The organism is Nocardioides sp. Z13_37 (genome assembly GCF_058355585.1).
In genome coordinates this window covers 317,932-343,590 of sequence record NZ_JBZGDV010000002.1, presented here as the reverse complement: position 1 = coordinate 343,590, position 25,659 = coordinate 317,932, and the positions used below count along the sequence as shown (strand labels likewise).

The following is a 25,659-nucleotide window of genomic DNA, read 5'->3' as shown; positions in this document are numbered from 1 at the left end:
CTGATCGTTCAGCAGTCCCAGATCGCCGTCGCCGAGTACATCGACTGGTTCAACCACCGACGCCTTCACGGCGAGATCGGACTCGTCCCACCGATCGAGTTCGAGGACAACTACTACCGGCACAACATCGCGCCGACTACCGTTGGCGCGTTAGTACAGAGCCTCCACTGGACCCGGCACGCGACAGATCACCTCAAAGCCCACCACCCCGCGGGGCTCTGCCATCGACTGTGTCCTGAGTTTCCTTACGATGCAGGCGCAAGACCCGTTCTGGCGGAGTTACAACTTGCAAATGACCAATGAATGGCAGCCTCGGGCAGTTGCGTCGTCGTCTGGTCAGGCAAACGCGCCGAGCCCCTTTCGCGGACCATGGTGAGCCCGTCGACCCACTCGCAACGGCACCTGGCACCAGGTCACCAACAGGGAACGCCGCTGGTTCGAGGTCCGGCAGAACACCGAATTGGACTGGGCCACCCGCTCACACGTTCCGCAAGACCGTGGCCACCCTGATCTCCGAACGTGCCGGCGCCGACACCGCCGCGCAGCAGCTCGGCCACTCCTGACCCAATTGCCCTGGGCTACCCGTCCAGCTCATCGGGGAGATCGTGGTCAACTTCTCCGTCGGGGTCCTTCCCTAATGCATCGACCACGGTCGTCTGCGCAGCCATGATGTGCGCTCGCATCATCGACTCGGCCCACGCACTGTTCCGCACCCGCAAGGCAGCCACGATCTCTCGGTGGTGCATGTGTGAAGCCGCACGGCGGTCGGCGGAGTAGTGCTCAAAGGTTCGGTGCACAAGGGGCGTGTCCACGATGCCTCGCACGAGCGAGTCGAGCTGGGAGTTGCGCGAGGCGTGGACAATCAGCCAGTGGAACTCACTGTTGAGTGTCTTCACAACGCCGAGATCTTTGGCGGTCTCCATCTGGGTAGCCAGGTCGGCGAGTGCATCAACCTCTTCGGGCGTGATGCGCTGGGCAGCCAGTGAGGCCGCATGTCCCTCAAGCATCGCCCGAATCTCATAGAGATCTTCGAGTTCGCGAGCCGACCACGCCGTGACCCGGGCGCCTCGGTTGGGCACGAACTCGACGAGTCCTTCGGCGTCCAGACGCCGCAGGGCCTCACGGACGGGGGTTCGGGAGACACCGGCCTCGTGGGCGAGCTGTTCCTCACGGAGTCGGGTGCCACGTTTCAGCTCGCCTGACAGGATGCCCTCGCGAATCATCGCGTAGGCGGCCTCGGCTGCTCGTGCCACGGCGGAGCCCTATGTGCTTCCGCACGGGCGTCTGAGGGCGCTCATCGAACGAGGTCGTAGTCGGAAAGCCATTGGATGACTGTATCGGCGACGAAGTCCATCTTGTCCGGCTGGGAGGTCAGGTAGTGCAGTCCCTTGTCGACCGGCACCAGCGCCTTCTCACCGTGGGTGATGGCGTCGTACATCTGGGTGGCATAGCTTGGGAACACGACCTGATCCGCGGTGCCGTACATAATGAGCGCAGGCACGGAAATGCGTGCGAGGTGCAGCGGGCCGTTGCAGTTGGTGTCGTCGATGCTCCATTGGCTCAGCCAGGACCGGAGGCTGCAGAAGTGGCCGAGCGACGCCGGCATCATGTTCGCCACCTCGGTGGGGCCCCACATGGTGCCCGGTTCGCGATGCGACGGGTCGATGGTGACGTCGAGGAATCGGGGATCGGCCGTTGTGCCGTGCACGAGGAAGGGGAGGTCGGCGAGTTCGCCTCCCTTCTTCTCGAGGTGGGCGAGCTGATCGCGAACCCAGGCGGTGATCCGGCGGTTCCTGCCGAGCTGCGCTGCCCGGTAGCGCTCCAGGAACTCCTGGTCGTAAGGCGGCTTGATCTTGCCACTAAACAGGTCGAGGTCTGGGTCGCGGTCAAAGGGGTCAAGCTCGTTGCGGATGGCCGGGTCGAGCCAATCGACGAATACCTGCGCGCGTCCCGGGTGCGCCATAAGCTCAAGCAGCGCGTCGGCCTGAGGGAGTTCGGCCTTGGTCAGGTCGGGCGGGTCGCCGGCTGGCGTCTCGGTGATCGTCGGCGACTCGGCCTGGCTCTGGTAGAGCGCGGACAGACCACCGCCACCTGAATTGCCGATCAGCACGACCTTTCCGTAGCCGCGGTTGCGGAGGAAGCTGATCGCCGAGCCGATGTCGAGCACGCAGTTCTCCATCGTGAGCGTGCTGTCATTGCCGATGTAGCGCGTCGCCAGCCCGACCGCGTCGATGCCACGGGCGGCGAGCGGCTCTAGGAGGTAGTGGCCCATAAAGTTCGACGCGGGATGCACGATCAGCGCCACCGTCTTGGACGGTCGCTCCGCACGGTGCAGGGAGCCCCAGATCTTGCCCGCCATCCGGGCCACGCCCGAGTAGACGTCGATGCGGTCACTGGTTTGCATCTGGATCCCAAGCAGCTCTGTCTGGGTCACGCCATCTCCTAGGTCGTCGATCTTCGTCACGTCTTGTGTGGTCGAGGTTCAGCCGATAAGTGACTCTTCGAGACGTCCGGTGTCGCTCACCAAGCGCTGCGGTTCGGATTCGTCAATCAGGATCTCGCCGAGTCGCAACACGTAGGCGTGTGTGGCGATGTCGAGGATCCGGACGTTCTGCTCGACGACTAGCAGGGTCAGGCCGGTCTCTTGGTTGAGGCGCTGGAGGGCGTCGACCACCACGTCATTGACCGAGGGAGCCAGACCGAGGAATGGTTCGTCGAGCATCAGCAGCTTGGGTCCGCACATCAAGGCGCGTCCGATGGCTAACATCTGGCGCTCACCACCGCTCAGCGTCCCGGCACGCTGCTTGAGCCGGTCCGAGAGCTGGGGGAAGACCTCTAGCACGAGGTCGAGGCGCTCCTGGACCAAAGCGGAGTCGCGGACGGTGTAGGCGCCGAGCCGGAGGTTCTCGCTCACGGTGAACTCTCGGAACACTCCTCCGGCCTCGGGCACGAGCGACATGCCCCTGGCCACGTTGGAGGCCACCGATGGGTTGCGCAGTTGGTGGCCGTCGAAGGTGAGCTCGCCGGAGGTGACCTTGGCCGAGCCCATCAGGGCGCGCAGGGTAGTCGATTTTCCGGCGCCGTTGGTGCCTAGGATCACCGTGATGGCGCCCTGCTCGACCACCATGTTGACGGCGTTCAGCACCTGGCGACGTCCGTAGCCGGCGCATAGGTCTCGGGTTTCAAGAAGCATTTTCGCCCCGCTCAGCCGTCTCGGTCTTGGTGTTGATCTGGGTCCCGGACACTTCGGCTGACTCTGTGTCGTTGGTGCGGCCGAAGTACGTAGCCATCACTTGTGCGTTGCGCTTGATCTCGGCGGGGGTCCCGGTGGCGATCACCTGGCCGTGATGCAGGACGACAACGTGGTCTGCGTACGTCATGACGAGGTCCATGTTGTGGTCGACCAGGACGACGGTCCGTCCCCGCGCAGCGATGCTGGCGAGGAGCCCACCAATCCTGTCCAGGTGGGCGGCGGGCAGGCCGGAGCCCGGCTCGTCGAGCATGAGCAGGTCGGCCTCCGTGGCGAGCAGCCGGGCCAGCACGAGCATCTTCTGGTCGCCGTAGGACAGATCGGAGGCAAGCACATCGGCCCGGTCAAGCAGACCTACCTCGTGGAGGATGGCGGCCGTGCTGGCCATGAGTTGCCGTTTCTCCCGCATGCAGGCCCGGGGGGTGAGGAACAGCCGCCAGAGCTTCTCGCTCATCGGGGCCGGGAAGCCCAAAATGACGTTCTCAGCCACGGTGAGGCGTTGCATGACCTCGAGGTCTTGGAACGTTCGTGCCATGCCCAGCGCGAGCGCCTGGTGGGCGCGCATCAGGGAGATGTCTCGCCCGCGGAACCAGATCTCGCCCGAGGTCAGCGTCTGGAAGCCTGAAATCGCGTGCAGCAAGGTGCTCTTGCCCGCACCGTTGGGGCCGATGAGTGCGGTGATCTTCCCCGACGGAACATGGACGGAGACGTCCTTGAGCGCGTCCAGTCCGCCGAACCGGACCGAGGCGTTCTTCACCTCGAGGATAGTGGTGCCATCCTCGGCCGCCGTTCCGGCCGCGCTGTCCTTGCCACTCGTGGGTCGAAGCACACTCGTCTCGGTCATCGTGTCACTCCTGCCGTGCTCGTGTCGGGGCTGGCGTCAGCGGTGCTGAAGGTGGCGGCCGCGGTCGGTGTGCCAGACTCCGGGGTGTCAGACATCTGGATGCCGGAGCGCCGGAGGAACCGCGACATTCGCAGTAGGGGGTGCTCTGGCCACAACCCGCGTGGACGCATCGAGATGAAGAGCAAGAGCACCGCGCCGTAGACGATTTGGTTGACCGGCCCGATGAGGTTGGTTGGGACCAGCTCGAGCTCCTTGATGAGCTCAGGGAGGCTCAGCATGAAGATCGCGCCGACCAGGACGCCCGGCATATTCCCGAGGCCGCCGACCACCAGGTACGCGATCGCAATGACCGAGATCATGACCCCGAACGAGTCGGGCGACAGGAAGCCGACCATGCTGGCCTGCATCCCGCCGGCGAGACCGGCGAACAGCGCGGAGATCACCACGGCCGAGATCTTCAGCGTGGTGGTGTTTCGCCCCAATGCACGCATGCTCGGCTCGCTCTCCCGTAGGCCCCGCAGCGCGAGGCCGTACTGGCTGCGGCCCAGATAGATAAGCACCACAGCGGCGACGGCGGTGAAGGCCAGGATGACCGAGGTGAACTGCACCAGGTCGTACATCGGTACGCCGTCCACAGTCGGCCGCGGAACGCCAGCGAGGCCGTAGGTTCCCCGGGTAAGCGACGCCCACCGGCTAATGATCTCGATGATCACCATCTGCAGGGCGAACGAGACGAGGGTGAACTCGTCACCAGTTGCGCTCGCCGTCGCGAGGCCGAAGATGACCGCGGCAGCTGCCGTCACGAGTGCGCCGAGCATGATCGCCCAGATCATGTTGATTTCTGCTCGCATCGCAATGATCGCGGCAGCATAGGCACCGACCGCCATGAAGCCAGCGTGGGCGATGGTCACCTGTCCGGTGTAGCCCATCACCAGGTTGAGCGACATCGCCAGGATCACGCCCACCGACATAAAAATGGTCAGGGTCAGGAAGTAGTCCATGAGTCAGGCCTTCACTCGGTCGGCGGCCCTGCTGGCCGCGGTGTAGCGCACCGTTCGCCCAATCCCCTTGACCCCACCGGTGCCACTCTCACCGGGTCGGAGGACCAGGTAGACGAGCATCACCGAGAAGGCGAGCAGGATGCGAAACTCGGTCGGGAACTTCCACGCGACCAGAGCCATGAAGACCCCGAGCCCCATGCTCCAGGCGGCGACCCGATTGAGGTTGCCGGCGCCGAGCATGGTGGCGATGAACGCGAAGAGCATGATGTCGAAGCCCGACGTGGGCTTGATGCCGGTGCGGGCGATGTCGGCCATGCCGGAGATCGCTCCGACCCCCGAACCGATCGCATAGGCCAGGACCTTGATCTGGGTGCTGCGGATACCGACGAGCTCGCTCATTTCGGGATTCTTCATCACCGCGCGGACCGCGAGGCCGACCCGGTGCCGCTCCAACATGCTCCACAGCACCACCCAGACCAGGAGGAATGAGGCAAGGGTGACGACGTCGATGTAGCGACCGACGACCACGTCGCTCACGCTGATGGCCTTGGTCAGGGTGCTCTGAGGGAGCACCTGTTCGCTGGGTCCGTAAATCAGGTGCAGGCCGTTCTCGATGATGATCGCGAGACCGAACGAGAAGAGCAGTACGCCGAGGTGGTCGCGCATCCGCCGATAGCAAAAGTACTGCACGGCGGCTCCGGCTGCTGCGCCGCAGACCAGGGCGACCACGATGGCGATGGGCGCGGGAGTACCGAACTCGATCGCGAACTGGAAGTAGACGTAGCCCGACGCCGTGCTCAGTGCTCCGAAGGCGAAGTGCAGCTCCTTGGTCGTGTAGAAGATCAGGGCGAAGCCCAGGGCTGGGAGGCCGATGCGCGCTCCCTCAAAGAAGCCGCTGGCAATCAGGTCGAGGCCCACGTCAGTTCCTTTTGTGAGTGCCACGTCAGCGGACCACCGCGGTCCGCTGACGTGGCGGCTGGATGAGTGGTCAGCTCCACGAACCGACCTGGCCGGAGTCGTCGATCTCCCAGCGGCTGAGCGGGATCTCGACCTCACGGTTATCGCCCATAGCCGTCGTACCCATGACACCCTCGAATCCGCTCAGGTTGGCGACGTAGTCCATGAGTGCCTCGCGGTCGTTGCCGACCTCCTCAATGCCGTCCGCCAGGATGCGCATTGTGTGGTATGAGATCGCGGCATAGGTCGTGGGCGGCATGTCGTACTTCGCCTCGTAGCGCTCGGCGAAGTCCTTGCCGGCTCCCTGAGTCGAGTCGAAGTTCACCGCGACGCCTCGCATCCCGTTCATCGCGTCTCCGGCGACTTTGAAGTTGTCGGGCGATAGGGCGTAGGTGTAGCCGAAGAGGGGCAGACCGAGCTCGAGTTCCTTGGCTTGCGCGGCGACATAGCCGACCTCGGTGACGTTGGCGCAGACGACGAGGGCCTCGGCGCCGCTCGACTTCACCTTGCGCAACTGGGCGCGCATGTCGGTGCTCGCGAAGTCGTGGCGCTCGGTCGCCACGACCTCACCGCCCAGGTCCTCGAACACCTCCGTGAAGACCTCGCTGGTGTCGATGCCGTAGTCGGCGTCGACCATCTCGACTGCAACCTTGGTAAGACCGGAGTCGAAGATCTGCTGAGCCAGGTCGGTCGCCTCGGCCTTGCCGGTCGGGATGAAGTTGTAGACCCAGGGGTAGTCGTCACCGGTGAGCTCAGGCGACTGGGCAGCGATGTTGGCGAGCATCAACTTGTTCTGTGCGGCCAGCGGCGCCATCGCGATGACGACGGAGCTGCCACCACTCATCACAGTAACCGGCTTCTTGGACATCAGGCCCTGGAACGCGGTGACTGACTTAGCCGGGTCGGCGTTCTCGTTGTCCTCATAGATGAGTTCGATCTCGGGGCCCCCGTCCTTCTCGATGTCCTCGAGGGCCATCTTGATGGCCTGGGTCGAATGCTGACCGAAGGCGGCCTGCGCGCCGCTCAGCTGACCAATCCAGCCGATCGTGACCTTGTCGGAGCCGGACGCGGAGTCACCTCCATCGCCGCCGCAGGCCGACAGAACGAGACCGCCGGCCAGGACGGCTACGAGTCCCAATTTGCGCAACTTCATGACGTAATCCTTTTCGTTGGCCGAGACTTCAGAAGAGTGACAGACGTCTCACTTCGACGTGTGCTGTATACATTGATGGGTCGTTTGATAGGTGTCAAGCACCTAGTCGGGGGTTCCCTAATCTTTCGCTAAACCGAGATTCTCAGGCGCAAACAGCGGGATGTGCGGGCAAACTCAGGGGCTGTTCACCTCGGATCCGAGAGCACAGGGACACGCGTAAACGTATACAAAATCGCGGTCCGGACTGGTGGTGTCAGACAACTTCCTCCAGCAGCCGACGACGCCCACCCGTGCGCAGGCGCTCGGCCAGCGTCAGCCAGTCGGTGGCCGCCGGCTCGTTGCCGAACTGGAAGAAAGTGCGGAATTGGGAGTAGTGCTGCCAGCTCTCGATCCGCCACAGAAAGACCAGCTCTTCCTCACCCGTGCCCCGTGGGCTCCGCAGCGTGCTGACCAGGTCCACGCCGTGCCCCTCAGTCATCGGCAAGTAGTCACGAGTGAAGGCGGCGAGATACTCCTCGGTGCCTCCCGGTAGGAGGTGCACGTGCTCCACCATGTACAGCGGTGCGGCCGTCACGGTGCCTCCCCAGGAACGCCGCCGGGCAGCTTGAGGGACTCGTCCCACCGCAGGCAGAAGATCTCCTTGACGACGTTGCTCGGGTGTTCGCGATACATAAAGTGATCGATCACGTTGCAGTGATAGGGGTGCACCAGATAGGCGTGGTAGTCATCCTCGCTCTGGAAGTCGTTCTCCCAGACCAGGTCCCACGGCGTGTGCGGGGTGACCTCGACAGCCACCTTCGAGGTCACCATCGTCTCGATGTGATCGGCGGCGCGGCGCAGCACCTCGACGAACTCGACGACCGTCTCGGGCGTGACCTCGGGTTTGAGCGCGATCGCGTATGCGCGGCGATACATGTGTTCACCTCTCCGTGCGTGGTTCGGGGGCGCCGACGGACCGGACGACGTTCAGGAGGTCCGGTGATAGGCGGGGATAGGACCAGACTCGGCCGGGCTCCAGCTGCGACCGCTGACGCGCGAGGGTCAGGAAGAGGGCGTGCAGCACGGTGACTCCGACGCAGTCCATGACTGGCGCGCCGGCGACCTTACTGACACCGGCGACCCGGAGCACCTCGCTGAGGATCCCCTCGGCGGGGATGATCAGGTCGGCGAAGTCGTCGACGCACGTCTGTGCGGCCCGGGTGAACCGGTCGACCACGGCACCCGGTGCGTCGAAGGCCACGGTGAGCTCGTCCTCGAAGACCTCGGGCTCCATCACCACGATCGGGCCGATCCGGTCCTGCAGCCCGTGCTTGGCGACCAGTTGGCGGGTGATGGCCGCTAGGTGCGGTGTGATCGTCACGATGCCGATGCGCGCGGCCTGGGAGCAGGCGGTGAGCAGCGTGGCCTCGGTCATGGTGGTCACGGGCATATCGATCAGCGAGCGGACCTCACGCACGTGGGGCTCCGTGTAGGAGCCGAGCACGAAGCAGTCGTAGCCCTCGTTCTCGGCTTGCAGCGCCTGCTCGGGGATGACGGACATCAGCCGGTGGGAGGCATAGGGATACTTCAGCAGCTGCATCGGCGGCAGCCCGCCGAAGGACCCTGCCGGCAGCCCGCGCAGGTGGAACTCGGCCAAGTCGCCGAGCACCTCCTGGCCGTGGGTTTTCAGGTGCTCTCGATAGGGGCCTGCCCAGTCCGGGCCACTGAGTGACTGCCACCAGATACGCATGGTCACGACCTTCCTGAGGGTTCGGGAAACGAGTTTGCTCGGGAGAGCGAGGAGAGCGGGGTCTTGCCGATCACGGCGCCCGCAGCGCTGGCCACCTCAATCAAGGCGGTCAGGTCGAGCCCAGTGGCGACTGCTGCGCGGTCGAGCAGGTAGACCAGGTCCTCAGTCGCGATGTTGCCGGTAGCCCGCGGCGCGAAGGGGCAACCGCCGAATCCTCCGGCGCTGGCGTCGAGCGCGTCGGCGCCGAGGCGTACCGCCTCCCAGGCGTTCGCAATGCCGGTGTTGCGGGTGTCGTGGAAGTGGAAGCGGAGGGCGGTGTCCACCGGCGTCACGTCGCGGACCAGTCCGCCGAGGTGCGCCACCTGGCTCGGTACGCCGACTCCGATGGTGTCGGCCAGGCAGATCTCGTGCGGTGCCGACTCGGCCACCTTCGCGGCGATCTTCTGCACCCGATCTGCGCCTACCTCACCCTCGAAGGGGCAGCCGAAGGCGGTCGCGAGAGTGACGGTGGTGACCAGCCCAGCCGTGCGTGCCTCCTGAACTACCTCCAGCGCGGTCTCGACGCTTTCGTGGGTCGAGGTGTTCTGGTTGCGCTGGCTAAAGGTGTCACTGACGCAGACAACGACGTTGATCTCGTCGACGCCCGCCGCGAGTGCTCGTGTGAGACCCCGGCGGTTGAGCACCAGACCACTCCAGCTGACGCCGTCCACCCTCTCGACGGCGGCCATCACCGCTTCGGCATCGGCCATCGCGGGTACTACCCCCGGGTGCACGAAGGAGACGGCTTCGATCCGGCGTGCTCCGGCCGCGACGAGCATCCCGGCCCAGCGCACTTTTTCCTTGATGGGCGCGATGACCTTCTCGTTCTGCAGGCCGTCACGTAGCAGCACCTCGACGACCTCGACAGAGGCCGGCAGGTCGGGCACCATGGTCAGGGCGCTCACGAAGGGCCCGTCTCGACGGACTCCTCGGGAGCTGCCGCAAGGAGCAGCTCGCCGCGGACCTCATCGTCGTGCGCCCCGTGGTCGGCCCCGCCCCAGCGGATTCCGCCCGGCGTCTTGCTCAGGCGCGGGGCGACCGCCTGCATCGGCACCCGGCCAAGCACCTCGTCCTCGATCTCCACGATGCTCTTTCGGGCCCGGAAGTGCGGGTCGGACAGCATGTCCTTTGCCACGAAGACCCGCCCAACCGGCACTGCGTGCTCGTCGAGCGCTGCCTCCACGTCCTCGGCGTTCAACGATTCCGTCCACTGCGCGATGAGGTCGTCCAGTTCGACCTGCCGCTGGCCGCGGGCCACGTGAGTGCCGTACTCCTTCGAGGTACCAAGCTCGGACTGGCCCATCGCGACGGTCAGCCGACGGAAAACGGTGTCCTGGTTGGCAGCGATCAGCAGCGAGTGCCCGTCCTTGGTGGGATAGACGTTGCTCGGCGCGACCCCCGGCAGTACCGCGCCTGAGCGCTCGTGGGTGACCCCGCCGACGGCATAGTCGGAGACCAGCGACTCAGTAAGGGCGAGCACCGATTCATAGATGGACACGTCGACCACCTGTCCCTGACCGCTGCGGTCTCGGACCCGGAGGGCCAGCAGGGTGCCCAGCGCCGCATGAGTGCCGGCAAGGAGGTCGCCGATCGAGACGCCGATCCGGCTGGGCGGACGGTCGGGGTCGCCAACCAAGTGTCGAAGGCCGCCCATCGCCTCACCGATCGACCCGTAGCCGGGGCGCGACGAATAGGGTCCGTCCTGGCCAAAGCCACTCACCCGGGTCAGCACGATTCCGGGCCGCGCTGCCTCCAGCACCTCGTAACCGAGGCCGAAGCGCTCAAGAGTGCCGGGCCGGAAGTTCTCCACCACGACATCGGCCTGCTTGACCAGCTCAAGCACGAGGTCGCGACCCTCAGACGTGCGCAGGTTGGCGGTGATGCAGCGCTTGCCCCGGGCAATCACGTTCCACGAGAGCGACTTGCCCTCGGTGATGACGCCCCAGGCGCGCATTGGGTCACCGCGATCGGGCTCCTCGATCTTGATTACGTCGGCCCCGAAGTCCGCCAGCAGCTGCCCGCAGAACGGGCCGGCGATCAACTGGCCGAGCTCCAAGACCCTGATGCCGGCCAAGGGTGGAGAGGCAGGATCCGGTGAGGTCATGGTCGGACGCTCCTTCGAGTAATGGGTGGACAGCGGCTGGGCGGAGGCGCGCCTCAACCGAGCTCGTTGTGGCTGAGCAGGCGATAATGGGCGTGACCCTGCGGCTCGACCAGACCGCCCAGGAGCTCATTGATCAGGGCGCCGTTCTCCGCGTGTTGCGAACTGTTCTGCGCATGCAGGAGGTCTTCCTCGGCGTCCCATCCCGAGAACGCCTGCACGGTGAGGCCATCGGTCGACACCATCCACGAGATGCTCTTCATCCCCTGCAGGGTCGTAGCCCGGGGCAGGATTTCGGACTCGAGCACCGCGAGGAGCTTGTCGATGGTTTCCGGGGTGGCCGGGGTCAGCAGGTAGCGGGTGGTGTTCAGGTAGTACACAGCGGTCTGCCTTTCATCGTGTGCTGGACGCTCAGAGGTGTGGGTGAAGAACTGTGGCCTGCGTGGACGCGCTCTGCCCGGCGGTGCGGCCGTTGACCAGGGCGTTGGCGATCGAGTTGCCGCCGCCGACATATCGGACGCCGAGGATTCCGCCGGCTGCCTCACCGGCCGCAAAAAGGCCAGGGATCCGGCGACCGTCGCGGTCGATCACGGCGGCGGTCTGGTCGATCTTGCATACCGGCGTGGCTCACCGCGAGCTCGGCCGGAAGGGTGCGGACGGCGTAGTAGGGCGGAGTCGCTATCGGGGTGAGCGCGGGGTCTGTGCCCTTGGCGGCGAGGGACTCGTGGCGCAGGAAGGAGGGGTCGATTCCGTGCGGCAGGGTGGCGTTCCAGGAGGTCATCGTGGCCTGGAGAGCAGAGCCGGGGACGCCCATCTGCTGGGCGAGGCCGTTCACGGTCTCCGCGGCGAGCGTCCGCCCCGACGCCGCTTCCTCGGCCACCCGGGCCGGGGTCCAGTCCGACATAGCCCCCGATTAGGCCGAGGCGGGCGGACTCGTCGAAGACCATCCACACCTCGTTGCCGTGGTCGGCGACGATGCCCGCGGCCACGGCATAGGGCGCGTCTTCGTCCATGAAGCGGCACCCGGTGCTGTCCACCATCATCCGGGAGACTGGCGGGAAACCAGACTTCCAGTGGTGGTGGCGCCGGAAATAGGCCGTGACCAGGAGCATGCCCCAGCCCTGGCTTACGATCGGGCTGCCAACTTGCTCAGCGAAGCCAATGTGGTCGCCCCGGGAGCCGGGGGCACTGGCCACGAAGAGGCTGTCGCCGGCGGCCAGAGCATCGGGGTAGTAGCGAGCCACCAGCTCGGGCGTGCGGGTGAGTCCCCCACTGGCGATGACGACGGCGGATGCGCCGACCTCGACGCCGTCCACCGCAACACCGCTGACCCGGCCTTCTTGGGTCAGCAGCCGTTCGACCGGCGCCCGAAGGATGACCTCGACGCCACGCTCTTTGCGGGCTCGGTCGAAGGCCTGCACCAAGCCATAACCCTCCCCCGCAGGGACGTGACCCCGCCAGGTGTCCTCCACGCCGGCTCGGCAGAGACCGGGCATGTGAGCGTTGTCGGAGCGTTGGGCGGGGATCTTCACCCCGATCGCAAGGAGCCACTCGAGCGTGTCGCGAGAGCGTTCGCAGAAGCTGCGCGCTAGCCCGGGCCGGAGCCGCCACTGGTTGAGGTCCTTATAGTGCTTGAAGTAGCGAGCGGGCGAGTCGTCTATCCCCAGCGCAGCCTGAATGCTGGTGCCGCCCGCGGTGAACATCCCCGCCGAGAGGTTGGTCGATCCGCCGATCTCGGGTTCCGACTCGAAGACGACAACCCTATTGCCGTGGTCCGCCGCGGCGATCGCGGCGCTCAGACCGCCGCCGCCGGCACCCACAACGATGACGTCCCAGTCCTGTTCAGACATCTCATGCCTCCTGGCGGCGTCGTGGCCTCTTCACATCAAGCGTCGCATTGTATACGTTCCGACCCGCTTGCAATGTTGTACATCACACCTCACGGTGGACGATTCGTCAACAACCGTGCATCCTGTACACAACTTGGGAGGGCGTTATGAACTTTGCGCAGCCGTTCGCCGAGCTTGTCGGCAAGACCGCTGTCGTCACCGGGGACGCCCGGGGCATCGGGCTGCGGATCGCCGAGGTGCTTCAGACCCAGGGCATGGAACTGCTCCTCGTGGACCGCGACGGACCCGAGCTCGAGTCGACCGTCGCCGAACTCCGATGTCGGAGTAGCGCAGTCGGCGTGGTGGCTTCCCTGAGTGGCGAGGAGTGCGTGGCACCGGTCGAGGCTGCCCTCGGCGAGCTGCCCCCACTCGCCGTTTGGGTCAACAACGCGGGGCGGGTCAGCCACGCGGAGGCGAAGGACGTGGATCTCGTCGAGTTCGAAAACGTGATGCGGGACAACACCGCGAGCGCGTTGCGCGGTAGCCAACTGGCCTATCGCGCGATGACCGGCCATGGGGCGGGCGGCACCATCGTCAACATCACCTCCCTCGTCGCCGGTAAGTGGCTGCCGGAGCGCCTCTCCTACGCCACGTCGAAAGCCGCCCTGGAGAACGTCACCCGCTACACGGCCGCCGAGTGGGCACCCCAGGGCATCCGGGTCAACGCCGTCTCCCCCGGCTACGTCGACACCCGGCTCACCGACTGGCCGGACGACGACCCGCGTGCCATCGCCAAGAAGGCCACGCTCGCCACTGTGCCGATGCGACGGTCGGGCACCGCGGAGGACATCGCGCGCACCGTGCTCTATCTCGCCTCGCCGCTCGCGGCGTACACGTGTGGCCAGACAATCTTCGTCGACGGCGGTTGGCACCTGATGTGAAGTCGCCAAGCCCCCTCGTGCTGCAGACTCCCACCCACGTACAACTCTGGAGGAACTGATGGTCTACTACCGCTCCGTCGGGCAGGTCCCGCCCAAGCGTCACATCACCTATGAGGTCGACGGGGAGCCGACCTTCGAGGAGTTCGTCGGCGAAGAGGGATTCTCCAGCACCGGGTCACTGCTCTATCACCGCGGCGTCCCCTCAAGCCTGGTGGATCACCGCGACTGGGACCTCGGTGACACCTTGACAACCGCCAACGCTCCGTTGGGCCCACGCCACTTCCGACTTCCGGACCTGTTCCCGAAGGACGGCAGTGGAACGAATGGTTGTGACGTCGTCCGCGACCGCCGTTCGATCCTTGTCAACAGCGACGTGCGCATCGGCTACGTCGTGGCCGACAGCCCGTCGCCGCTCTATTCCAACGGCATCGGCGACGAGGTGGTCTACATCGAGAGCGGCGAGGCGGTCGTCGAGTCCGCCTTCGGTGCACTGCACGTGCGGGCCGGCGACAACGTGGTCATCCCGCGCGTCAGCATCCATCGCTGGATCCCGCAGAACGTCGCTAAGGCGGGACCCCTGAAGGCATTCACCGTGGAGGGTTCGGGACACATCCGGTTCCCTGGCAAGTACCTCAGCAAGTACGGGCAGTTCCTCGAAGGCGCTCCGCTGTGCGAGCGCGACCTGCGCGTGCCGCAAGGGTCTACGTGCGTAGCCGAGGACCTGCTCTGGCAGGACACCGAGGTGTACGTGAAGCACCGCAGCGCGGGCGGGGTCGCCGGGTCGGTCGTGATCTACGACCACCACCCGTTCGACGTGGTCGGCTGGGATGGGTGCCTCTACCCCTACGCGTTCAACTACCGCGACTTCTCGCCGGTCACCGGAGAAATCCTGCAGCCACCGCCGACTTACCAGATCCTCGAGGGGCAAAACTTCGTCATCTGCAACTTCGTTCCGCGCCCGCTTGAGACGCACCCGCAGGCAATCAAGGTGCCCTACTACCACTCCAACGTGGACTCGGACGAGGTGATGTTCTACCACGCAGGCGAGACCGCCGCCCGGAAGGGATCTGGCATCGGCAATGCCTCTGTCTCACTCCACCCGGCCGCCTACACCCACGGCCCGAACAGGCAGGCCTACCTGGACTCTCCAGGCATGACCGAGAGCAACGAGATGGCCTTCATGGTCGACACCTTCAACCCGCTCGAGCTCGGTGAAGGCGCGCTGGCCTGCGACGACCCCGAATATCCCTGGAAGTGGTCCGGCCGCGGCCCCGGTCTCCGGGGCCAGCGATGAGACTGCTCATCATTCTGGCCAGCACCCGACCCGGGCGGGTAGGACCGGCGGTCGCGCGCTGGGCGAAGGACCATCCCCGGGCGGCCGAGCTGTTTCACGATGTCGAGATGGTCGATCTCGCGGACGTGCCCCTGCCGATCCTCGACGAGCCTAACCATCCCCGCGCCTCGGCGTACACCAAGCAACACACACAGCAATGGAGCGCAATCGTGGCGCCGGCCGACGCCTTCCTGATCGTGACGCCCGAATACAACCTGGTGCCGCCGCCATCGCTGGTGAACGCACTGGACTACCTGCACAACGAGTGGCGCTGGAAAGCCGCCGCCATCGTCAGCTACGGCGGGGCGGCCGGCGGGGTCCGGTCAGCCTCTGTGGTGAAACAGATGCTGGGATCAATGAACTGCTTCACCGTTCACGAGGCCGTGATGGTCCCGCTCGTCGCTGAAAGGATCGACCAGCGCGGAGAGCTGGCCGCACCGGCTGGATCCGACGACGCCGCCGCGGTGATGTTCGAGAACCTCGCAATGCTGGCGTCGGCATTGCAGCACGCCCGCCTGGAGGCCGTCGAAATCTAAGGAATGCGTCAGGGAATCGGGCAGACAGGGTTCTCCAGACCCAGCACCATGACAAGGCGACCAAACCCCAAGAACTGCGCGCACAGCATCCCGATCTCAACGACCTCTTCCTCATCGAAGTGGCGGCGCAACTCGACGAAGTCTGCCTCACCAATCGCAAAGTGATCCGCGCCAAACTTTGTGGCGAAACGCACCACAGCCAGTTCTGCTTTGGTGAATGCGCCCTCGTCCGGAGCGCCCAATGCGGCAACCTGATCCTCCGTCAAACCCTCGGCAAAAGCGTCGTCGCGTCGTCCCTTCAGGCAGATCGGGCACTGAGTCGTCTGAGCGATCGAAAGACGCAACAACTCGCAGACCTTCGGACCGATGCGGGTCTCGAACCGCACCCCGTTGTAGTACGGAAACAGTCGCTCCGCGTGCTCGGGAGCGTGGGCCATCGCGGACACGAACTTCTTGCCCCCGCCGCTTGCCGATTCCCAGGTCGCTCGCAGGGCGACGGTCATGTCCTGTGGTGCTATCGGACTTACGTACACGATGTACCTCCATGATGAACGGAATGCTCAGTTTGTATGCAAGGACGCCTGAAGGGCAACCCTTGGACCGCCTGCCATCTGCAAGAGTTAAGAGCGGTTTGTATACGCTCCTGCGAGTCCTACCCAAGACATGACCGCGCGGTGACCCCGTGGTAAGTCCGTCCGCCCGCGTCCACCATGGTCTTGCGCAACCCGGGTGAACCTCATTCGCCCAAGTCGCGGACGAGGGACCACACCTCGGCCAGATCCCTCCCCATTCCCAGGGGCGGGGGGCGACGTCTCATTCGCTCGGATTCCTGCCGTTGCGCGGGACGTAGCTCGACGGGAGGGAACGGGGATTGCCGGAGCGGCGACTCTGCGCAGCGGCCGCTACCAGGCTCGCTACACAGGCCCCGACGGTGAGCTTCACACTGCTGCCTCCACGTTCGAGGACGGGTCTGCTGCACGGATCGGTGACATCTTGACCTGCGTCGGGTTGCCGACCGCCGATCACGTCATCCGCCGATGGCAACATCGGGAGGGTGCACTCCGCCGCTCAAAGCGCGCCTGTTGAGGTCGCCCGTAAACACGTCAATGGGGATGTGCAGACTTAGCATCTCCTGGATGACAGGCACCTGGGAGCCGCCGTACGGCGGCGCTCCTACTGGCTGGGCAGACTACCTACGCTGGAGTGCTGCAGTTCGCCCAGAGGGAGGCGCCTTGGACGCCGGGCAACTTGTTATCCGGGACGGCGAGGCTATGCCCTCGCAGCCCGCCACCAGCAGGTCCCTGCGAAGCTCGACTGCCGCTGCAAGAGGTAGAGCCGCACTGAGGATCCTGACGTGTCTCGGAGACTCCAGTTGTTAGTTGAACTCGCACACTCCTTGCCGCGCCGCTCAGACGGCCGACAACGTCGAACGCCGCCGAGCGAGCGGTCAGTCACTCGGCGGCATTCCCGTCGGGCTACTGCGTGATCGGGGTTGGCATGATCGGGAGCGTGACCGAGGAGGCGCGCTTGCCGTCGTGGTAGACCACCTGCTTGGCGACCTTCAGGCGGGTGCCCTTCCCGAAGCGGCCACCCGTATTGGGGTTCCGGTCGAACATCGGGAAGTTGCTGCTGGAGATCTCGAGCCTGATCCGGTGCCCGGCCTTGAACAAGTTGCTGGTCGGCCACACCTCGATCGTGTATCGGTAGACCTTGTGGGGCTTAATCAGCCGTGGCTTGGCCTCAGACATGCGGTATCGCGCACGCTGGATGCCGTAGGAGATCAGCATGGACGTCCCGTCGGGGTGCACGTCGTTCACCTTCGCCGTCCAGTCGGTGTCCCTGGCTGAGGATGCGGCGTAGAGGGTGACCTTGATGGGCCCCGTCACCTCGACGTCCTCCTCCAAGGGCGGGGTGCTGTAGACGAGGACGTCGGGTCGCTGCTCGATGAGTCGTTGGTCCTGTGGTCCGGGCGGCGGCCCGGCGGACTGGAACCGTCCCCCGAAACTGGGGACAGGATTTCTCGGGTCGTAGCGGTACCGGTCGGTGCCCGCGCTCCCGTCGGCGGGGCGCCGGGCCTTGGTCAGCACTCCCGTTCCAGTGACGGTGTTGGCGTTGCCCTGGCTGTGCAGGTAGAACTTCTCGAACCGGGTCCCAGGGATCGGCCAGTCGGACGCGGTGCGCCAGGTGTTGGCGCCCATCACGAACACCTTGACGTTCGGGTCGGAGTCCACGCCGTTGTCGACGCCCTTCAGCCAGTGGTCGAACCATCGCAGCTGGAGTTGATCGATCGGGTTGGCCGCTTCGTCCCCGAAGTCGATGGCACCGACCACCTGGTTCCAGTTGAGGTGGTCCCACGGCCCGACGACGAGCTTGGTCCCGCTTCGGGCCACGGCGGAGCCGCCGCGCGCCTTCATACCCTCGTAGTTCTCGATGGCGCCCTTGACGAAGATGTCGTACCAGCCGTCAAAGTTGAGCGTCGGCACCTCCACCCGGTCATGGCGCCGGCGGATGCTCCACTGCTTCCAGTAGCGGTCGTAGGTGGGGTGATCGAGCCAGTCGAAGTAGTAGGGGGCGACTCTGCGGTCATCGGGACGAAGCGGCGGGAACTGGTCCAACGGCAGGTGCCAGTACCACTTCCCGAACAGGTTCTGCAGCGCTCGGTTCATTGCCGCGTTCAGCTGGGCGCCGTCGGGGTAGCGCCTCACGTGACTGTTGGCCAGCGAGCCTAGGGGCCAGCTCTGGGCGAACGACTGGTTCAGCGCGCCACCCTCGTAGGTCCAACCATCGTAGTAGTCGGACGACGTCATCGCCGGGATGATCGTGACCAGGTGCGGGGGCTTCAGCGTCGCGGGCAGCCACTGGGTCGCTCCTACGTAGGAGAACCCGTACATGCCCACCTTCCCGTTCGAGCCCGGCAACTGTGCGGCCCACTCGATGGTGTCGTAGCCGTCCTTGGCCTCGTTCCTGAAGGTGTAGAAGGAGCCGTCCGACTTGTACTGGCCACGCACATCCTGGATGACGACGAGATAGCAGTGGGAGGCGTAGAAGCCCGGGTCCTCGTAGACGTACGTCTGTGCGGCGTCCTTGTTGTAGGGCAGCCGCATCAAGATCACGGGGAACTCGCCCGGCCCCTGCGGCGTGAAGACGTTCGACCGCAAGACGGTGCCGTCCCGCATGCGGGTGGCGACATCCGACTGCTGGGTGTAGGAGCAAGTATCCTGCGAGCTCGCCAACTGAGTGTCTCCACGCAGCGGAACCTCATCGAGGCCGGCCGTGGGAGCCGCCCCGCGCGCGGTCGAGTCAGGGCCGAGGGAGAGCGTCGCGGCCAGCGCGCCAGAGGCTAAGACGGAGAGGGACCGCCTCAGCAGTGTTCGATTGTTCATGGTTACCGCCGGTGGTTCGTCGGGTGACGTGATCCAACATCAGGGAGCCAGGGCTGGACTGCCCGCCGAAGGGTGGCGTCGTTGCCGGGCGTCTGTCGATTACAGAAGCGCTGGACGAAAAGGCTGGACCGCCGAACTCACGGCGCGTGGATCCAGCACCCCTCACTCGGGGCAGCCCCCGCGACCGAGGGACCCGTCAGCTGGGCCATGGCCGTCACCGTCTTGACGTACACCGTTACCTCCCGAGATGTCGCGGTTGTCGCGAAAGAGGTGCAACTATCAGGCTGTCACCACTGAGTGAGGCCCGCAACCACCGGAACCAACCCGGGGTCTGCTGCCTCCTCATGTTCGTCGCCCCGACAGCCAGCTTCATCAGCTTCTCCCGAGGCACTCACCTAGGCCAGCCGTCGCCCACGGGGTCTGCCGCACGAACTGGTGTCAGGTTTGACGAAGGCGCCTGGGTGGCAGCCATTACTGGCTTACCGCGACTCCAACATCGGGAGGGTGCGCTTTCACGCTCAAAGCGCCCCTGTAGCGGTCGCCGGCCAGCAGCGGCAGGGTGCACATCTTGACCAGCGCCTCCCGCGCGCTGTTGGCGTGGAGGGTGCACATGCCGGGCAAGCCTGAGTTGAGCGCGAGGAGCAGGTCGAGGCACTCGGCCGCGCGGACCTCGCCGACCAGGATCTGGCTCGGGCGCATCCGCAGCGCCTCCTTGACCAGGTCGCGCAGCACGATCTCGCCGGTCTGCTCGAGCCCGGCCTGCCGCGTCTGCATCGGGACCCAGTCGGGGTGGCTGAAGCGCAGCTCGAAGACCTCCTCCGCGCTGACCACTCGCTCGCCGCCCGAAGCGTGCTCGGTCACGTCGTGGCGCTGCTGAGCGGGGCGGATGCTGGCGCCCGCGCGCACGCGCGGAGCGCGAGCACGGGGCCGGCGCCGGCCGGCTCAGAAGCGCCAGACGGGCCGAACGCGGTTGACGCTGACCGATCGGGCTCCGCGAACGCCGGGCATGACTTCCACGTACTCAATCAGAGCGTCCGTGATAGCGCGTTGCCGGTCGAGGTTGAGCTCGGACCACTGCAGGCGCAGCGCTTCGCCTTGACCGATGCAACTGTCAATGTTGCGTGTGCCGGATAGCGCGGACAGTGCTCGCCGTGCAGAGGTCCGCCGCGTCTCGATCGTGGCGCGTGCTTTGACCCATTCCGGTGCGGTGATCGCTCGGTCGGCGTAGAGCTGCGCGAGTTCTGCCAGTTGAGCGGTATCGGTGCTGATCTGGTCGGCGAGTGCCCGTGCTTGGTGATCGTCGCGGAGGACCGTCAGGGGCACCCCTTGGTCCTCGCACGTCTGCTTGACCAGAGCTCGCACTTCATCGGCCCACGCCATCAGTGCCACCGGACAGAGATAGCGGGAGCACCGCGCCAATCCTCGACTTCTCGTGACGACCACACCCAGGATGGCTCCGCCCCGATTTCGCGGCAGGCCGCATCGACCACCTGATCGGCGGACGTCCCACGAATCCGGACCACCTTCGGCTGAAAACCCTCCGCAACCTCGTATCGCTTTAGGTGCTTGGTCCTGTGATCACCGAACGCCTTGCCGACGTACTTGCCTAGGTACCCGGACGCCACTCGAGCTTCACCTACGCGACCTGACCCAACGGGCACATCGGATAGGAGCTTGATGTGAACGAAGCCCGCGCCTTCTACGTCCCAAGCTGCTTTCAGGACAGAGCGATGCACGTAGCGCCCGAGAGCGAAGTGCAGGTGCAAGCCGTGATCCGTCTTGTGCCACTCAGGAACCCAGGCGTAGGCCAGAGGCTGACCCCCGAGCGTGGTCCGAAGGTTTCGGAAGAACCGCGCAGCGTCCCGACGGAGTTGCTTTTCGTCGTGGCATCCGGCGCCCTCATACGTCAGCGTGCCAAGTCGGGAGAGTCGATTCGCGACGCAGAACCGCCGAAGGGTGGTGCGTGCCCGTCGAGCCGCCTCTTGGGCTGCACGCTCGGGATCGGCAGCTGGCGCACCCGGAATGCGATTGCTGGGAGTCCGAGTGGACGCTTGGAAAGAGCCACCAGCCTCGAAGGCGTCGGGATAGAGGTTGAGGTGCCACGCCGCTTGGGGCGTGGCCAGAGTGCGCATAGACACGAGACAGTCCTGGCGGGCGAGTGCGATTAGCCCCCTGCACCCGCTACATGTCTCGTAGGCAGATCGCTGCTGTATCGAATGGATGGATCGCCCGGGCTATGAGCGATCGGCGGGGTGCAGCGTCTGTGCGCGGCTCAAGGGCCGTTGGCCACCATCATGCAGGACCGATTCAACCTGACGCTAGCGACACGCGGAGAGCGCCACTTGCCCTGCTGCCCATCGCTGGGGCGGCTGTCCGCTCCCCCGCGCGGCAAAAACGTCCCGCGCGGGGCCCCTGCGGACCCGAGAACGCCGCCAGCTGTTGGTTGCCGCCCCGACGAGTTGTGTTGCTATTTCAAGTCAAGTGCCGCGCTTCGCGCGGCAAGCGGCCCTCCAGGAGGACGCGTGCGCGGGAGTATTCAGACTGAGCCCTCTCCGTGATGGCGGCAGTGTCACTGACCAATGTCGCCGCACGGCGCGCCGCCTGGGTCAGCACTCGATCCATGTGCGGTAACGCGAGGAGCGTTTCCGCGAACTCGGTCACGCTGAAGTACGCATCGACCAAAGCGTCCTCCGCGGATCTAACCGCAGCGATATCATCCTCCAGCGACTGCCGCTCTTCCTCAGTTTCCACCGTGCGGGTACGGGCTATTCCTGTCACGGCCTCAGCGAATGACATGAGGTGCTTTCGATACTCCTCGTTCGCAGGCGCCAGAGAGTCTGAATAATCGTCGAGGTCCTTGGCGGCGTCACGCATGATCTTGAGATAGACGCCCGCACCCTTGTCCCCAAGATTCTTGCGAGCTCGCTCCAGTTGCTCAGTGTGAGATTGAATCTGGTCGCCGACGTACGTAGTGGCCTGACCAATTCGGTCCATCACTTCAATCGTGCGCTCGCTGCCCGTGTGGAGATTCACGGCGTACTCCATCAGACCAGGCTCAGGCTCCTCGTCGTCGACCTGACCCGAAGCCGGGGACGGACCGGTCTCTCGAGCCGCCACCTCTCGTGGCCGAGGCGACTCGTTCACTTGGCTTGACGCGACAAGGGCGTCGGGCGCGAAGTCCTGCACAGGGTTGCTGAACTGCGCCGTACCAGCCATAACCGCATCGCCGACTTCTTTGAGGGTCGCCGCGATCTTCTCGGCTTCGTTGAAACGGGTCGAGTACGGGTTCGCACGGTAGGGCCGCAAGTCGAACGGAAGTTCCTCGATATCGCGAGTCAGCATCACCGTGCGCTTGCCCAAGGCGTGAGCCAGACCCAATTCGTACATCACATTGGCATTGAGCCCGCTAACGTCCGCCACAACTAAAGCCGCGTCGGCAATCCCCCGGATGACGTCCGCCAAAACGCTTCGTTGATTGAGCAGAGTGTCTGCGCGTCGTACTTCGAATCCGGCAGCCTCGAGGGGTGCCTGAATAAGTTGTGAGTAGACGTCTGCAAAGTCCGCGTCGAACGGCATGATGACGAACGCGAGCGGCTTCGGATCTGGCATGTGATTCCCTCCGTTAGGACTGCCATCCCAGCAGACTGGCTCGACCCCGGCCAGCGGGGGTGTCTTGACCATTGCTCGGGTTGCCGGCCTGGGTGCCTCCGGCGACGAGGATGTTCATCCCCGCGCGCACCGACGCCTCGAGGAAGCGAGCGGCCTGCGGCGTGAGGCTGCCGAGCGCCACGAGGTCGGACAGCCGGTGCGCCCGCAGCAGGAACTTGCGGATGTTGACCGCGGTGAACCCGCGCGTGATGCCCTCCAGGACGACGTGGAGGCGGTGGCCCTCGGGCAGCATCGCGTCGACGAAGGGGGTGGAGATGTCGAGGCGGCGCCCGCTCGACTTCAGCATCCGCTCGACGAGCTCGTCGACCTGTGCCGCGTCGAGGCGCAGGTTGGTCAGCTCGTGACGGCCCCGGCGGGCGATGAAGACCCGGCTGGGGTCGTTGATCCAGACCTCCTCGCATGAGCAACCGATCCCACAATCTCTCGCGAGCAGCCCGCTACCCGCTGGCGGACTCCTCCGGCATGACCTCCCCCAAAGACGCGCTCGTCGACCTGTACGTCCGCCTCTCGAACGCCGACGACGCCGCCGACTCTCTCGAACGGCAGGAGGCCGATCTCCGCGATTGGGCGCGGCGCGAGGGCCTCACCGTCCGCACGGTGTGGAGCGACTACGGCCGCTCCGGCTTCAAGAAGGACGTTCGTCGCGACGGCTTCGACTCCGCCGTCAGGGCAGCCCTCTCGGGTGAGGTCTCGACGCTTGCCGTATGGAAACTCGACCGCCTCTCTCGCCGTGGAGCGGGACACGTCGGCACGATCCTCGACGACCTCGAAGGGGTGAGCGGACGGCTCGTGTTTCTGAAGGACGGCCTCGACACGACGCACCCGTCCGCGCGCATTGTGATCCTGACGATCTCGGAGATCGCGCGATCGGAGTCCTCGAACACTTCCCTTCGCGTCCGGTCCCGCAAGGCGGCCGACCGCGCGGCCGGTCGCTACCTCGGCAGCAGCCCGCCGCTCGGTTACGTCGTCGACGCCGACCGACGCCTCCGCCCGAACACCGCCCTCGTCGACACGGCCAACGGTCGCAGCGTGAGCGAGTTCGACCTCATGAGGGAACTCGTGCGACGTGTGATGGAGGGCGAGAGCCTCCTCGTCGTCGCGCGCGACTGGAACGCTCGCGGCATCCCGTCTCGCCGTGCCGCCACGTGGCATCGCCGGAAGGCGGAGGGCTCGCTCAGCGCGAAGCAGGAACAGCAAGGCCCGCCCATGTGGAGGCCCTCGACTCTGTCCGTGGCGCTCCGCTCGCCGACCCTCGCGGGCCTCATGACCGAAATGGTCTCGCCCACCGATCGAGAGATCCGGGCCTACCGCGACCCGGCGACCGGCGAGCACGTCTCCCTCATGGCCGAAGGCTTCGAGCCAATCGCAACCGAGGGAGAGCAGGCTCGGCTACTGACCGTGATGGACGGCCGCCTACGACAGTGGGGACGCGGCCGTCGCCCGGTGAGGCAGCCGAAGAGCCTCCTAGGTCTCGTCGCCCGGTGCGCTACGTGCCGCCGATCTCTGACGACCTTCGGCGAGTCTTACCGATGCAAGCGGACGTTCGCCGACGGATCGGACTGTGCCGCGCCCGTCAGCGTTCGTGTCGAGGTCCTCGACAACGCGGTCCGGCGCGCATGGTCGAAGCGGCTTGCAGCGCTCGAACCGGACGACGCCGTGCTCGATCGGATCGGGGATCGCTGGCTAGAGAAGTTCGATCCGGCCCCCCTCGCCGAGAGAGCAGAACTCGCTGCCGAGATCGACGACACGAACGCGCGGCTTGCGAAGGCAGACGCCGACCACTACGAGCGCGGGATTCTCGACGCCGATCGGCACGAGCGCGTCACCGCCGCACTTGCTCGTCGCCTGTCGTCATTGCGTGAGCGCATGGCCGATCTCCCGGCGCCCGAGGCAAACCTCGGGGCGTTGCTCGACCCCGAACTGTCGCTACCGGCGATCTCACAAGCGCCGATCGCTGAGGCGCGAGACCTCCTCCGCCTCGCGATCGAGGCCGTGTTCGTCTCTCCTGCGCCCAAGCGCGGCGCTCGGTTCATACCGTCTGACCGCCTCACGTTCGGATGGGTCGAGTAGTCAACGAGACCCGTCGAGCCTTCGAGTGCCTCCCGCCGAGCGCCCCGGCCGGAGGCACTCGTCGTTCACACGGCGTCGCCGGGCCGGGGGCGCATCCCGATCGCCGAGGAGCGGAGGCCGAAGTGACGGAAGGCGAGAGGTGACGACTTCACACGTGATCTCTAGTGTTTTTCATAGGGACTGATCCCTCTCTCTATATGGGTAGAGACCGAGATCGGCACAGGGGTCGCCACCTCTCGCCTTCCGTCACTCCTGATGCCCTCCGTCCACGAGGCGAGCCGCCCCCTGGGACAGAGTGGTCCGGATGGTGAGAACCCCCGGCCGCAGGTGAGCAATCGGGCCGTGCTGGCGGACTCCTCATACGTCCCCTAGTGGGCACGAGCCCGGGCGGGGCTTCTCGCCCCGGTCGATCCGAACGGATCCGGCCGGGGCTTCCGCTCGCCCTAGTAACGCAAAACGCAACTCACGAGAGGAGGCCAAAGTGCCGCATCCCTGCCCCGCATGTGGGAGCCCCGTCGAGCAGCGCTCAGACGTCGGCCGCCCTCGTGTCTACTGCGCCGCCTCGTGCCGCGCACTTGCCGCGCGCCAACGCCTCGCCGCCCGTGAGGCGGCCTCGGCACTCGCTCCTCTCCTCGCCGAGGCGAAGGCGAGCGCCGCACTCCTCGCCGCGCTCGGCGCCGTACTGGCGCCCGCCGAGGACTAGGCCCGTACCGACTTACGTCCCGCAACACCTGAGAGCGGTTGTGGGACGAAAGGGGAGGACGCCGGGGCTTGGTCACCCCGGTCTCCGTCGTGTTGAGGACGAGGCTCCTCGGCTGGCACTA

The 25,659-nt window shown here is 65.7% G+C and carries 28 protein-coding genes; 6 read left to right on the top strand and 22 right to left on the bottom strand.

The window, feature by feature from the left end; translation table 11 throughout:
• Positions 1–303, top strand: coding sequence for an IS3 family transposase (locus tag AC4H2S_RS06625; protein ID WP_491496747.1), 303 nt, complete (start codon positions 1–3; stop codon positions 301–303).
• A 275-nt stretch (positions 304–578) separates the two neighbouring features.
• On the opposite strand, the gene AC4H2S_RS06620 is transcribed toward AC4H2S_RS06625, so the two are convergent.
• The 15 genes from AC4H2S_RS06620 to AC4H2S_RS06550 form a co-directional block, all read right to left on the bottom strand.
• Positions 579–1,253, bottom strand: a complete 675-nt coding sequence (locus AC4H2S_RS06620; protein WP_491496180.1) for a GntR family transcriptional regulator — start codon at positions 1,251–1,253, stop codon at positions 579–581.
• Positions 1,254–1,294: 41 nt separating this feature from the next.
• Positions 1,295–2,464, bottom strand: coding sequence for an alpha/beta fold hydrolase (locus AC4H2S_RS06615; protein WP_491496179.1), 1,170 nt, complete (start codon positions 2,462–2,464; stop codon positions 1,295–1,297).
• Positions 2,465–2,482: 18 nt separating this feature from the next.
• Positions 2,483–3,145: an ABC transporter ATP-binding protein gene (locus tag AC4H2S_RS06610; protein WP_491496178.1), complete on the bottom strand. Its 663-nt coding sequence runs from the start codon at positions 3,143–3,145 to the stop codon at positions 2,483–2,485.
• A gap of 37 nt (positions 3,146–3,182) precedes the next feature.
• Entirely contained in the window at positions 3,183–4,094 is a 912-nt protein-coding gene (locus AC4H2S_RS06605; RefSeq protein WP_491496177.1) for an ABC transporter ATP-binding protein, read from the bottom strand.
• Positions 4,091–5,095: a branched-chain amino acid ABC transporter permease gene (locus tag AC4H2S_RS06600; RefSeq protein WP_491496176.1), complete on the bottom strand. Its 1,005-nt coding sequence runs from the start codon at positions 5,093–5,095 to the stop codon at positions 4,091–4,093. The genes AC4H2S_RS06605 and AC4H2S_RS06600 overlap by 4 nt, the downstream gene beginning before the upstream one ends.
• Before the next feature lie 3 nt (positions 5,096–5,098).
• Complete coding sequence (locus tag AC4H2S_RS06595) at positions 5,099–6,013, bottom strand: branched-chain amino acid ABC transporter permease (protein WP_491496175.1); 915 nt, start codon at positions 6,011–6,013, stop codon at positions 5,099–5,101.
• Between the two features lie 70 nt (positions 6,014–6,083).
• Entirely contained in the window at positions 6,084–7,205 is a 1,122-nt protein-coding gene (locus AC4H2S_RS06590; RefSeq protein ID WP_491496174.1) for an ABC transporter substrate-binding protein, read from the bottom strand.
• A 253-nt stretch (positions 7,206–7,458) separates the two neighbouring features.
• Positions 7,459–7,779, bottom strand: a complete 321-nt coding sequence (locus AC4H2S_RS06585) for a hypothetical protein (protein WP_491496173.1) — start codon at positions 7,777–7,779, stop codon at positions 7,459–7,461.
• Entirely contained in the window at positions 7,776–8,120 is a 345-nt protein-coding gene (locus tag AC4H2S_RS06580) for a Dabb family protein (RefSeq protein WP_491496172.1), read from the bottom strand. Before AC4H2S_RS06580 ends, AC4H2S_RS06585 begins: the two co-directional genes overlap by 4 nt.
• Positions 8,121–8,124: 4 nt before the next feature.
• Positions 8,125–8,853, bottom strand: a complete 729-nt coding sequence (locus AC4H2S_RS06575; RefSeq protein WP_491496171.1) for an aspartate/glutamate racemase family protein — start codon at positions 8,851–8,853, stop codon at positions 8,125–8,127.
• Between the two features lie 83 nt (positions 8,854–8,936).
• Positions 8,937–9,878: a hydroxymethylglutaryl-CoA lyase gene (locus tag AC4H2S_RS06570; protein ID WP_491496170.1), complete on the bottom strand. Its 942-nt coding sequence runs from the start codon at positions 9,876–9,878 to the stop codon at positions 8,937–8,939.
• The gene (locus AC4H2S_RS06565; RefSeq protein WP_491496169.1) at positions 9,875–11,077 is read right to left on the bottom strand and encodes a CaiB/BaiF CoA transferase family protein; all 1,203 of its coding nucleotides are present in this window, start codon (positions 11,075–11,077) and stop codon (positions 9,875–9,877) included. Before AC4H2S_RS06565 ends, AC4H2S_RS06570 begins: the two co-directional genes overlap by 4 nt.
• A gap of 53 nt (positions 11,078–11,130) precedes the next feature.
• Positions 11,131–11,454, bottom strand: coding sequence for a hypothetical protein (locus tag AC4H2S_RS06560; RefSeq protein ID WP_491496168.1), 324 nt, complete (start codon positions 11,452–11,454; stop codon positions 11,131–11,133).
• A gap of 31 nt (positions 11,455–11,485) precedes the next feature.
• Complete coding sequence (locus AC4H2S_RS06555; protein ID WP_491496167.1) at positions 11,486–11,665, bottom strand: FAD-binding protein; 180 nt, start codon at positions 11,663–11,665, stop codon at positions 11,486–11,488.
• Positions 11,662–12,924 (bottom strand): FAD-dependent oxidoreductase, encoded by a 1,263-nt coding sequence (locus AC4H2S_RS06550; protein ID WP_491496166.1) that lies wholly within the window; start codon positions 12,922–12,924, stop codon positions 11,662–11,664. Before AC4H2S_RS06550 ends, AC4H2S_RS06555 begins: the two co-directional genes overlap by 4 nt.
• Positions 12,925–13,070: 146 nt before the next feature.
• Between AC4H2S_RS06550 and AC4H2S_RS06545 the strand changes: the two genes are divergently transcribed.
• Genes AC4H2S_RS06545 through AC4H2S_RS06535 form a run of 3 tightly spaced genes read left to right on the top strand, consistent with a single transcriptional unit; the run spans position 13,071 to position 15,713 of the window.
• The gene (locus AC4H2S_RS06545; RefSeq protein WP_491496165.1) at positions 13,071–13,844 is read left to right on the top strand and encodes an SDR family NAD(P)-dependent oxidoreductase; all 774 of its coding nucleotides are present in this window, start codon (positions 13,071–13,073) and stop codon (positions 13,842–13,844) included.
• A 58-nt stretch (positions 13,845–13,902) separates the two neighbouring features.
• A complete protein-coding gene (locus AC4H2S_RS06540; protein WP_491496164.1) occupies positions 13,903–15,138 on the top strand; it encodes a homogentisate 1,2-dioxygenase in 1,236 nt (411 codons plus the stop codon).
• The gene (locus AC4H2S_RS06535) at positions 15,135–15,713 is read left to right on the top strand and encodes an NADPH-dependent FMN reductase (protein ID WP_491496163.1); all 579 of its coding nucleotides are present in this window, start codon (positions 15,135–15,137) and stop codon (positions 15,711–15,713) included. The genes AC4H2S_RS06540 and AC4H2S_RS06535 overlap by 4 nt, the downstream gene beginning before the upstream one ends.
• A gap of 8 nt (positions 15,714–15,721) precedes the next feature.
• On the opposite strand, the gene AC4H2S_RS06530 is transcribed toward AC4H2S_RS06535, so the two are convergent.
• The gene (locus AC4H2S_RS06530; protein WP_491496162.1) at positions 15,722–16,216 is read right to left on the bottom strand and encodes a carboxymuconolactone decarboxylase family protein; all 495 of its coding nucleotides are present in this window, start codon (positions 16,214–16,216) and stop codon (positions 15,722–15,724) included.
• A 226-nt stretch (positions 16,217–16,442) separates the two neighbouring features.
• On the opposite strand from AC4H2S_RS06530, the gene AC4H2S_RS06525 reads away from it, so the two are divergent.
• Positions 16,443–16,799 carry a hypothetical protein gene (locus tag AC4H2S_RS06525; protein WP_491496161.1) on the top strand — a complete coding sequence of 119 codons (357 nt, stop codon included), beginning with the start codon at positions 16,443–16,445 and terminating at the stop codon, positions 16,797–16,799.
• A gap of 389 nt (positions 16,800–17,188) precedes the next feature.
• Here AC4H2S_RS06525 and AC4H2S_RS06520 read toward each other — a convergent pair whose 3' ends face one another.
• From AC4H2S_RS06520 to AC4H2S_RS06495, 6 genes are all read right to left on the bottom strand, one after another.
• Complete coding sequence (locus tag AC4H2S_RS06520; protein WP_491496160.1) at positions 17,189–18,889, bottom strand: CocE/NonD family hydrolase; 1,701 nt, start codon at positions 18,887–18,889, stop codon at positions 17,189–17,191.
• Between the two features lie 678 nt (positions 18,890–19,567).
• Positions 19,568–19,957, bottom strand: coding sequence for an ATPase, T2SS/T4P/T4SS family (locus AC4H2S_RS06515; protein WP_491496159.1), 390 nt, complete (start codon positions 19,955–19,957; stop codon positions 19,568–19,570).
• A gap of 81 nt (positions 19,958–20,038) precedes the next feature.
• Positions 20,039–20,485 carry a hypothetical protein gene (locus AC4H2S_RS06510; protein ID WP_491496158.1) on the bottom strand — a complete coding sequence of 149 codons (447 nt, stop codon included), beginning with the start codon at positions 20,483–20,485 and terminating at the stop codon, positions 20,039–20,041.
• The gene (locus AC4H2S_RS06505; RefSeq protein WP_491496746.1) at positions 20,476–21,228 is read right to left on the bottom strand and encodes a rolling circle replication-associated protein; all 753 of its coding nucleotides are present in this window, start codon (positions 21,226–21,228) and stop codon (positions 20,476–20,478) included. The genes AC4H2S_RS06510 and AC4H2S_RS06505 overlap by 10 nt, the downstream gene beginning before the upstream one ends.
• 340 nt (positions 21,229–21,568) lie before the next feature.
• On the bottom strand, positions 21,569–22,705 hold the full coding sequence (locus AC4H2S_RS06500; RefSeq protein WP_491496157.1) for a hypothetical protein: 1,137 nt from the start codon (positions 22,703–22,705) through the stop codon (positions 21,569–21,571).
• 13 nt (positions 22,706–22,718) lie between these two features.
• Positions 22,719–23,126 carry a hypothetical protein gene (locus AC4H2S_RS06495; protein ID WP_491496745.1) on the bottom strand — a complete coding sequence of 136 codons (408 nt, stop codon included), beginning with the start codon at positions 23,124–23,126 and terminating at the stop codon, positions 22,719–22,721.
• Between the two features lie 38 nt (positions 23,127–23,164).
• On the opposite strand from AC4H2S_RS06495, the gene AC4H2S_RS06490 reads away from it, so the two are divergent.
• Complete coding sequence (locus AC4H2S_RS06490; RefSeq protein ID WP_491496156.1) at positions 23,165–24,835, top strand: recombinase family protein; 1,671 nt, start codon at positions 23,165–23,167, stop codon at positions 24,833–24,835.
• Positions 24,836–25,659 lie beyond the last annotated feature (824 nt).

Excerpts from the sequence above, each read along its gene's own strand:
- AC4H2S_RS06605 (WP_491496177.1), bottom strand. The coding sequence starts at position 4,094 with ATGACCGAGACGAGTGTGCTTCGACCCACGAGTGGCAAGGACAGCGCG.
- AC4H2S_RS06600 (WP_491496176.1), bottom strand. The coding sequence starts at position 5,095 with ATGGACTACTTCCTGACCCTGACCATTTTTATGTCGGTGGGCGTGATC.
- AC4H2S_RS06590 (WP_491496174.1), bottom strand. The coding sequence starts at position 7,205 with ATGAAGTTGCGCAAATTGGGACTCGTAGCCGTCCTGGCCGGCGGTCTC.
- AC4H2S_RS06580 (WP_491496172.1), bottom strand. The coding sequence starts at position 8,120 with ATGTATCGCCGCGCATACGCGATCGCGCTCAAACCCGAGGTCACGCCC.
- AC4H2S_RS06565 (WP_491496169.1), bottom strand. The coding sequence starts at position 11,077 with ATGACCTCACCGGATCCTGCCTCTCCACCCTTGGCCGGCATCAGGGTC.
- AC4H2S_RS06550 (WP_491496166.1), bottom strand. The coding sequence starts at position 12,924 with ATGTCTGAACAGGACTGGGACGTCATCGTTGTGGGTGCCGGCGGCGGC.
- AC4H2S_RS06545 (WP_491496165.1), top strand. The coding sequence starts at position 13,071 with ATGAACTTTGCGCAGCCGTTCGCCGAGCTTGTCGGCAAGACCGCTGTC.
- AC4H2S_RS06540 (WP_491496164.1), top strand. The coding sequence starts at position 13,903 with ATGGTCTACTACCGCTCCGTCGGGCAGGTCCCGCCCAAGCGTCACATC.
- AC4H2S_RS06535 (WP_491496163.1), top strand. The coding sequence starts at position 15,135 with ATGAGACTGCTCATCATTCTGGCCAGCACCCGACCCGGGCGGGTAGGA.
- AC4H2S_RS06530 (WP_491496162.1), bottom strand. The coding sequence starts at position 16,216 with ATGACCGTCGCCCTGCGAGCGACCTGGGAATCGGCAAGCGGCGGGGGC.
- AC4H2S_RS06520 (WP_491496160.1), bottom strand. The coding sequence starts at position 18,889 with ATGCGGGACGGCACCGTCTTGCGGTCGAACGTCTTCACGCCGCAGGGG.
- AC4H2S_RS06505 (WP_491496746.1), bottom strand. The coding sequence starts at position 21,228 with ATGCGCACTCTGGCCACGCCCCAAGCGGCGTGGCACCTCAACCTCTAT.
- AC4H2S_RS06500 (WP_491496157.1), bottom strand. The coding sequence starts at position 22,705 with ATGCCAGATCCGAAGCCGCTCGCGTTCGTCATCATGCCGTTCGACGCG.
- AC4H2S_RS06490 (WP_491496156.1), top strand. The coding sequence starts at position 23,165 with ATGAGCAACCGATCCCACAATCTCTCGCGAGCAGCCCGCTACCCGCTG.